The organism is uncultured Candidatus Kuenenia sp. (genome assembly GCF_900696675.1).
GTDB classification, from domain to species: Bacteria; Planctomycetota; Brocadiia; order Brocadiales; family Brocadiaceae; genus Kuenenia; species Kuenenia stuttgartiensis_A.
Window position 1 is genome coordinate 1 of sequence record NZ_CAADGZ010000213.1, and the last position, 3262, is coordinate 3262.

General features: G+C 48.3%; 2 protein-coding genes. Both read right to left on the reverse strand.

Annotation, left to right across the window (positions count from 1 at the left end; translation table 11 throughout):
- Positions 1-67: 67 nt before the first annotated feature.
- Positions 68-2257: a DNA methyltransferase gene (locus tag QZT26_RS16970; protein WP_295103848.1), complete on the reverse strand. Its 2190-nt coding sequence runs from the start codon at positions 2255-2257 to the stop codon at positions 68-70.
- A gap of 147 nt (positions 2258-2404) precedes the next feature.
- Positions 2405-3262 (reverse strand): DUF6079 family protein (locus QZT26_RS16975; RefSeq protein ID WP_295103851.1); only part of this gene is annotated, 858 nt, incomplete at its 5' end.

Sequence of the window (3262 nt, forward strand, 5' to 3'; positions counted from 1 at the left end):
TTGACGGAGAAAGGCCAGAAGTTCTCTTGTTCACTGATGACCGCTTCAGCCCTTGATATTAAAGCACTTACGGAAATGGCGGCATGAAAAACACGCATAAAAAACAAGAAATTGATGGATAGTAGTACAAAAAACTCAGCTCTGAATAATTCAAATTGGCTCCGAAAGGGGGGTCTGTAAATATATAGTCTACGGAGTTGTTCGGGGCATCTGCGAAAGAACTACTATTTGTTGAAATTGAATAATTGTTAAAATTAAGCAATAGTACACTACGCTTTCCATTTGCCAAGCGTTTTATCCTGTTAGGCAAGATGGTCATTGCGTCCAATGGCATTATTGTAGACGATACGTAGAGTGTCCCCGCAAGAGGCCCGCTTTTGTTTGCCAATCTCCATCGACTAAGCTTAGACGCATAGATGAGAAGGCTTGTAAGAGCAAGTTTAAGCATTCTGCTGTGTTTTGTTTTCTCTGCCTTTGACAAAAAGCATGAGATTACCGCTGCATCTCGATTTGTGTAAAAATGGTGAACATGTGTTAAGCCAATGGGATCGTTCCGCCTAGTTTCTTTCCCCACCATCATACGTTCAACTGGAACCCAATAGGATGATTTGTGTTGTTCTATTCGTTCCGAAAGTTCAGTATCAAACGAATCAGGACTCTTTTCAAATCGTTTCTTGCCGACCGTGTAGTTCAACAAAACCGGGACTTGCTTTGACTGGCGAACTGTCTGCATCAGATAGTTGTCATATCGTGTCGTCCATGCCCTCTCCATGGCCCTCTTGGTAAGTTTGGCCTTGCAGTTAGGGCAATTGAATTCGTCAAATACTTTGTCTGAATCTTTATCAACGGCAACATCCCAGAAAACCACGTTACCAGCACACTCAGGGCAAACAAACACATCCGACCAAACCGTATAGTTGATCTTTCCTTTAGTTTTACCATCCGTGTGGAGCGTCTCGTACATCCATCCACACTCTTCCTCGACTTCCCTGAGAATGCGTTTGGCCTCTTTCTCAAACGCTGCAACATCGACTGGCGTGTTGTAGTTGTAGGCAATGAAAGTAGCAGCCGGTGAAAGGTCATTCAGCACCGCCCGGCGAACGCCAAGTTTGGAGAAAGGTTTCCACACCTTCTTACCGTCTTTGTCAGTCTCTTCCTGCAAAATGGTCCCGTCTGGCTTCACCTGGTAGCCGAGAGACATTACCACTTCGCGGTCGCCACACATCTGCGCAGCCACACCGGTCATGCCTGTTCCACAGAACCCATCAAACACGATGTCACCCGGCTGTGTGTAATGCAGGATGTAACGCATGATGGCCTTGTGCGGCACCTTGGTATGGTAGGAGTGCGCGTTGTAGATGGGGTCGTTCTTGCCCTCGCTCACATCCGCCGCAAAAGGCTCGCGATGGTAAAGCTGAGTGTGGGGCAGGCTTTCCAGCCTGCCTTCTGCATGAAGAGTCACCAAACTGCTGTAAGGGTAGTCCTCGGGGTTTTCCACCAGTCCTGCTTTCACAGGATTGTTGTGGATATATTCAAATTTATCCAACCAGTCCGCTCCGTTTCTTATGAGGTGATCAAAGTTTTCATCCTGCCAAAAGGAGCCTTTTCTCTTCATGATTTTATTGAGTTCCATTGCTGTATAGCCTTTCAAGCCCTGCATAATTTTAGCCAGTGTATTCCCTTGCGTAGGTCTGATCAAAAGGTGTACATGGTCAGGCATAATGACATAAGCATCAAGCAAGTATCTTTCCTGGTGGAAAAACCATAATGCTTCCTCAAGGAGATTAGGCATATTCAATTGACTGGCAGGCTGGAAAGTATTGGCAGTATTGGCAGCCTGGAAAGGCTGCCCTACATTTTTATGGGTTCGGAAGGTGATGAAGTAGGATGATCCCGGCAATTCCCAGTGAGGCAGTCTTCTTTGATATTGATGGACATAATCCAGATCTTTTTTTTGAAACTCCCGAATTTCCGGAAAATTCAGGGCAGGCCGGAAAGCCTGCCCCACACTTTTCATGGATAACCATTCTCTTACCCTTGCTACTTTCTTTTCTTTTTCCCACTGAGCAATGAAATCGGCAATCCAGGGATTCGGGCAGGCGGTGTAATACGGCGGATCGCTCAGGTTCAGTATGTCCTCGTCGCTGCCAATGGGAAAGCCTTCGATCTTGCGGAATTCCGGGTCATGCAGTTTCTTGCGCAGCTCCTCGGTAAAGTGGGCACGACGGGCCTCGCTGTTTGGGAATTCCTTTCCCAAACAGGTCTCTGGTCCAGAGTCAAGAGTCTCGATTCTTTGCTCTTTGAACAGCGATTGTTGTTGATAGTTGTTTGTGCTCATGTGTTCTCCGGCTTATTCTGAGTGTGGCGCAGGCTTTCCAGCCTGCTGCTGCTGCTGCTGCTACTCCTACTCCAAGACGATTCTAACTTTGTTTGGGTCTTTGCCTTTGATCAGGCAGTCCACGTAGTCGCCGATTGCGCGTTTGAATTCGTTCGGGGTGGATGGCCCAAGATTCGAAACGATTTCCAGCAAATCCGTTTTCTTAACGGGGACCTTTTGTAGACCGGCGAGAACTGTTTTTAACGTCTGAACAAAATTCCCGTTAACCGGGTCTGGCAGTTCCTTCGATTCAATGAATGCCTGAATGATTTTCTTGTCATCCTCATGCAACAACTCGTTTACATTTGCCTTGGTGCTCGGATCGTCCAGATTGTTCAGGATGGTCTTGGTCCATTGTTCAATGATTTGGTACAACTGTTCGTCCATCTGATCGAGCTGTTTTGAACCAGTCACCGTGAACCCGGAACCAGAAATCCCAATTTCAGCCGCAGGCCGAAATTGGCAATGCGGGCAGATGGGTGTTGAGTCCAGGTTTTGCACGGTCAGGGCGAAGCAGCTCTTCAGCCTCGCCAGACGGTTCTGGTAATCGAAGAGCTGTTGCCGGGGCATCAGGTCGATTCCTGCCAGCCTGAGCAGGGTTTGCAGGCGCGGATCGTTGAGCAGCCCTGCTTTCCGCTTGTCGTCGTTCACGCCCAGGCGGGCCTTGGTATGCAGACCGATGTAAGTGACGATGTAATCCTTCTTAAGCTTCTGAAGCTTGTCCCCGATGCCCTTGGACTGTGCCACAAGTTCGTTCATATCCAACTGTTTGAGTGCATCAAGAATGTCCTGCCGGATGGCCTTCATGTTGTCCACCCATTCATGCCCGGCAGGCAGCACCGCTTCCGCGGTGGAGAGCCAGGAAGCGGTCTGGCCGTGATCCAT